6 protein-coding genes are annotated in these 5,275 nt (G+C 36.4%); all 6 read right to left on the minus strand.

Translation table 11 applies throughout. The features are described 5' to 3' along the window. A partial coding sequence (locus tag ABY905_RS13770) for a DUF21 domain-containing protein (RefSeq protein WP_372644849.1) occupies positions 1–345 on the minus strand: 345 nt, incomplete at its 3' end. A gap of 358 nt (positions 346–703) precedes the next feature. Further along, positions 704–949 carry a GlsB/YeaQ/YmgE family stress response membrane protein gene (locus tag ABY905_RS13775; protein WP_372644851.1) on the minus strand — a complete coding sequence of 82 codons (246 nt, stop codon included), beginning with the start codon at positions 947–949 and terminating at the stop codon, positions 704–706. 240 nt (positions 950–1,189) lie between these two features. Then, on the minus strand, positions 1,190–2,986 hold the full coding sequence (locus ABY905_RS13780) for an ABC transporter ATP-binding protein (RefSeq protein ID WP_372644853.1): 1,797 nt from the start codon (positions 2,984–2,986) through the stop codon (positions 1,190–1,192). 294 nt (positions 2,987–3,280) lie between these two features. After that, positions 3,281–3,556, minus strand: a complete 276-nt coding sequence (locus ABY905_RS13785) for a hypothetical protein (RefSeq protein ID WP_372644855.1) — start codon at positions 3,554–3,556, stop codon at positions 3,281–3,283. A 262-nt stretch (positions 3,557–3,818) separates the two neighbouring features. After that, a complete protein-coding gene (locus ABY905_RS13790; RefSeq protein ID WP_372644856.1) occupies positions 3,819–4,244 on the minus strand; it encodes a DUF3859 domain-containing protein in 426 nt (141 codons plus the stop codon). Positions 4,245–4,921: 677 nt separating this feature from the next. Beyond that, the gene (locus tag ABY905_RS13795; RefSeq protein WP_372644858.1) at positions 4,922–5,149 is read right to left on the minus strand and encodes a hypothetical protein; all 228 of its coding nucleotides are present in this window, start codon (positions 5,147–5,149) and stop codon (positions 4,922–4,924) included. Between the last annotated feature and the right edge of the window lie 126 nt (positions 5,150–5,275).

The following is a 5,275-nucleotide window of genomic DNA, read 5'->3' on the forward strand; positions in this document are numbered from 1 at the left end:
ATACCTGGCTCCAATTGTTTTTGGTATAATTTCGGTGATGACCAAAATTAATAAGGTTAAAACAGCGGAAACAATTCCAAACGAAGCCGCTCCAAAAACTTTTACGGCTTGTACACCAACACCAGCTGCTCCAATGGTATGGGCCACTGTATTTAGCGATAAAATTGCAGATAAAGGTTTGTCAATATTGCTTTTTAATTTGACAAATGTCTTGGCCCAGCTATGACCTTCCTCGCTCCTAACAATTAAAAAAGATTGAGGTGTGGAAAGTAGGACAGCCTCCGCTATAGAGCAAAGAAAGGAAACAACGAGAGCTAGAAATAAATAAAACAGAAGTAAGACCATATGTTTTCTTCTAAATTTACAATATTATAGATTATTTATAATGATTTTGCGCACTTTATTAAACACGACTTTGAATAGCAATTACAAAAAATAAGACAAACAAAAGGCCGACTCACGCGAGCCAGCTTTAACTATTGAAAATATCTCAGATTTAACAAATCACTTCACAGTTCCTGATGGTTCTTGTAGAACTTACAACTTGGTTCACGATCCATTAAGAGCTTTCAACGAAAAATTGACTAGCATAGGGCATTTTTTTTAGAACTGTACTACACTTCTAGCATCCTCAATAAAACAAAAAGAGAGTGCAAAAAAATATGAAAGTCGTATAACATAAATATAGCCCCTGGTAGATTGTTTATCTTTTCTTAAATAGGCTAATAATAAATAACAAAATTGCAGCCCCAAAAAAAGCAGTAAGTAAGGCCCCGAATAAACCCGATCCAAAAGTGAGCCCCAGCTCTCCAAACAACCAGCCACCAAACATAGCGCCACAAATACCAACCAAAAGATTAACAATCAAGCCAAATCCACTTCCTTTAATCAATCTACCAGCAAGGAAACCTGCTACTATACCAATAATAATAAACCAAATTAATTCCATAGGTAATTTAATTTTATAGGGTAAAACATAAAAATATTGTGTCAAGTTACAAAAGATTTTAATTATACTCGTATCGATCGTTTTTTATAGACATCAGTTTAAATGTCTTATTAAAGCTTTTATTCATTCGGTAAAAACCTAATTGGGGAAATGTATTACCGTGGATAAAAAGAATAAAACAACAAAGCCGACTCGCTTGAGTCGGCTTTAACTATTGAAAATATTTCGTTCTTAAATTTCTTAATTCGCATACTGCAATTGAATCAGTTTGTTGTATTTGCCCTCTTGCAGCTTCATTAGATCGTCGTGCGTGCCCTGTTCTACGATTTCACCTTGTTCCAATACGACTATCTCATCCGCCTTTCTAACGGTCGATAAGCGGTGCGCAATCACAATGGATGTTCTCCCTTTCATGAGTTTCTCTAGAGCTTCCTGCACCAGCTGCTCCGATTCTGAGTCCAATGAGGATGTGGCTTCATCCAAAATTAATATTTTGGGGTCTTTTAAAATGGCACGTGCTATGGCTATACGTTGACGTTGTCCACCTGATAGCTGGGTGCCACGCTCACCAACAATGGTATCAAATTTTTCGGGAAAGCGCTCGATAAATTCTAAGGCATTAGCCTTTTGTGCTGCTTCGTAAATTTCCTGTTCACTGGCACCAGGCTTTCCATAGGCAATGTTTTCACTGATACTTCCTCCAAATAGAAAAATGTCCTGAGGCACTAAGGAGATCTGACTTCTTAAGGCAGATAAAGGAAAATCATGACTATCGTGCTCATCGAAAAACAAACTGCTTTTGGGTGGACGGTGCAACATTAATAAAAGTGAAGCCATGGTACTTTTCCCTGCACCACTGTGCCCCACAAGGGCGATCATCTTATTACTTTTAATTTCTAAATTGATATTATTCAGAACCCCTTGCTCACTTCTTGATGGGTAAGCAAAATTCAAATTTCTCAGACTAATTTCTCCCTGCATTTTGTATTTGGGATCAATCTGGTTAATATCTTGAATGTCTTCAGGTACTTCATCGTAGATCTTGAACAGATCTTCAGTCGCTCCAATAAATTTCTGAATATTGGTATACACATTGGCCAGTCCGCTAATGGTACCCCCTACAAAAACAGAATAAATAACAAAAGAAAATAAATCTCCAGCCTGCATTTCACCAGCTTGCAATAAACGAGAACCTTGCCATACCATAGCGGCAATGGCACCAAATAAACCGAGAATAATAAAAGAGGAAAATGCCCCTCTATACTTGCCTCTGGTCATGCCTAAATCAGCTATTTCTATGGTTTTCTTTTTGTATCGAGCAATTTCGATAGATTCATTCGTAAACGCCTTAACAGATTGGATGCCTTGCAGAGTTTCTTCGATGATGGTATTGGAATCGGCCAACTTGGTTTGCACATCTTTAGAGAATCTCCGAATAAACTTACCAAAGAACCTCGCCACTATCATGGTAGGTGGTAGCGTAATCAGCATAAAAGCTGTTAGTTTTATCGATATAATAGCCAATAGCGTAATACCACCTGTAATAACGATAATCTGTCGGATAAATTCAGCCAGAGTACTGGTCATGGTTTCCTGAAGAAGAATTACATCGGCTGATATTCTACTGTTGAGCTCTCCCACTCGTCTTCTTTCAAAAAACTGCAAGGGCAGCTTGATTAAATGGCGGTAAGTGGCTTGTCGCAGTGCAGCAAGCGAGCGTTCTGTTACGTTTACGAATAAGACAATGCGGAAATATGAAAAGGTCGCCTGAACGATTAAAACAAGAGCAATCAAAATAGCCGTTTGGTTCAAAGTTTGCCCCAGCGTGGTGTTATTGCCCGTATTCACCAAATCACCCAGCAGTTTTGGGAAAGCCAGACTCGCTAAACTTGAACCCAATAAGAAAAAGATCCCTAGAAAGTACTGTCCACGGTAGGGTTTGATGTATTTATAAAGCCTAAAGGCATTTCGTATGCCACTTCTATTTATTTTCCCCTTGGGAACATTCGATGTATCTGCTGTATGTGTTCTTGCCATTCTTTAACGTTACTATTTGGTTTCAGTCTTAATAATACGGAAATAAGCCGAGATAATGATCTTTCAGGCAGTTTTTTATTGGCATTATGATCTAAAAACAAACCTGACAGCTTAATCTACATCATGTAAATTAAACTGTCAGGTTTTTGGTTTGCATTCGCAAAGCACGAGCTACAAGCTTGCGCTAACAGGGGTTAAGAGTTACTGTTTGTTTTTCTTATAGAAAATCTGATTCAACTAGTAAGGATTCCAGTTTAGCGATAGTATTATTCATGAATGAATTCCTTTGTAAAATCATTTTTTGCTATCATATATATAGAACCCAACTATATTTTTGTCTTTATCTATTGTAATCCTTTTACAGACTCTATGATATTGATGTTCAGATGTAAGAGCAGCTGATGGAATAGCCGTTTTATTTGTATTCTCAATTAAATAAGATACCACAATCTCCCAAATTTTCTCGTTTGCTTTATACTCGGCCTGTTCAAGACGAAAATCCGGAGTTTCTAAAGCCGATAAACCTTTTAGTTGAATCTTTGCGATGTCAAGTAATTCTATTAAAGTCATTGTTCTAATTTGTTTTGTTGGTATTAGTCATTAAACACAAGAGCTAATAGTACGCGTAGCAGAGGTGTGCTCTTCGTTTTACACAAGATACTATAAAAAAGATTAGCATGATAGTGTATCCTCCACGAGGAATGATTTTCATATTGCATTCATAGGCTACAATTGTATAAAGCTGCGTAGCACCCTTACCTAGCTTACAAACGCAAAATGGTCTTCTGATATGTAATCGGAAGACCATTCTTTATTTTTATTGAATGTTGCATTATTCTCTCAAAATAAATGCTTGTTGGCACATTACCTTGTCCTTATAGATAATCTCAAAAATCCATTCCCCAAACTGCATTTCCCAATCAAATTCAAATGTATAGAAGTCATAAGCTAACTCATCATTATAGCCATCTTTTTCTTCTGTACATACCATAAATTGCTCCTTGCTAATTGGATTCACCAACTTAGGATGTCTAATCCTGCACACAAAATCAACCCATTCCGCTTCTTCTAAATCATTTTCGAACTGATAACTTATCCCAAAGCTCAAACCTATCTTAGGATTAATGACATCGGTTCTTTCCAAAAACTCCATATCGTCGGAATGCAAAAAGTATCCTGTAGCACTACCCGGTTCAATATCTTTCTTTGTTTCTCCAATCGCTTTACAAATTCCGTAATCAACTATTTTTATATCCATTATTGCCATTTTAAACTACTTGATGCTCCCACTTTGAAAGAGAGCGGCAAAACTACATTTTTTTTTGTCACAATTTCTAATTTGTGTTAACCTTAAGCTTATCTCGAAAAAACGGACTCTATTCTGACTAAGAAAGAACTGACGCAGCTTATGCATTATTGTTTAGGGGTATTTAGATAGAAATACCTCTACTATTCATCACAAAATTTATCTTCTCTCCATCTCAATGCATTACTTATAATATAATCTCTAATTCTCTGTAGGCTTTCATCATTCCGAATAATGTGATCGTGGAATCGACTTTGCCATGCAAAATCGGCGTGAATTTTTCGGGCGTTTATCGTACATATTCGTTTATATTGATTGATAATAACCCCCAAGGATCCAGGGTTCCATTTTTCTGATGCCATTGTGGTGGTAGAGACGCCCAAATTGGGCGCCTCTACATTACGTTTATCATTATATCCCCATCATTAGGTTTGTTGATTATGATGATGCCGTGCACATGATTTGGCATGATTACACATTCATCCAATTCGACAAATGGAAAATGTTCAGGTATATCCTTCCAAAATTTATTTGCCATATGTCCTATTTCTGATAATTGCACTAAACTATCAAACTGCGCACAACACACATGAATTATAGCGTTTGCCTTCATTCTTTTTTAGAAATATTTAATTTACCTGATAAACGCCAGTATCACCAGTCTCCAAATATTTTTGAATGATATCTATTTCTTGGAGTGCTTCTGTTTTTGTTTTATAATACCCTACAACTTTTACGCTAGAAGTCCCTGCAATACTGCCTACTATAGCAAACTTCAACTTTCCTCCATAGTTTCTAGTAATTGAAAAACTTGAAGTTTGTATCAACTGTTCTTTATCTTGAGTTCTTATCCACATAATATTAGTGTTAAAAATTTGTACACATCTTAATCAACCGATGCGTATGGTCTTTCATTCTTTATTATCAATTGAAAATCGAAGAAGTCATATTTATATTTACGACTCAAAATTCATATCCTTATA

Source organism: Ancylomarina sp., from assembly GCF_041555295.1.
Lineage (GTDB): Bacteria > Bacteroidota > Bacteroidia > Bacteroidales > Marinifilaceae > Ancylomarina.

Coding starts and splice junctions, on each gene's coding strand:
- ABY905_RS13795 (WP_372644858.1), bottom strand. CDS start 5,149: ATGTGGATAAGAACTCAAGATAAAGAACAGTTGATACAAACTTCAAGT.
- ABY905_RS13775 (WP_372644851.1), bottom strand. CDS start 949: ATGGAATTAATTTGGTTTATTATTATTGGTATAGTAGCAGGTTTCCTT.
- ABY905_RS13790 (WP_372644856.1), bottom strand. CDS start 4,244: ATGGATATAAAAATAGTTGATTACGGAATTTGTAAAGCGATTGGAGAA.
- ABY905_RS13780 (WP_372644853.1), bottom strand. CDS start 2,986: ATGGCAAGAACACATACAGCAGATACATCGAATGTTCCCAAGGGGAAA.
- ABY905_RS13785 (WP_372644855.1), bottom strand. CDS start 3,556: ATGACTTTAATAGAATTACTTGACATCGCAAAGATTCAACTAAAAGGT.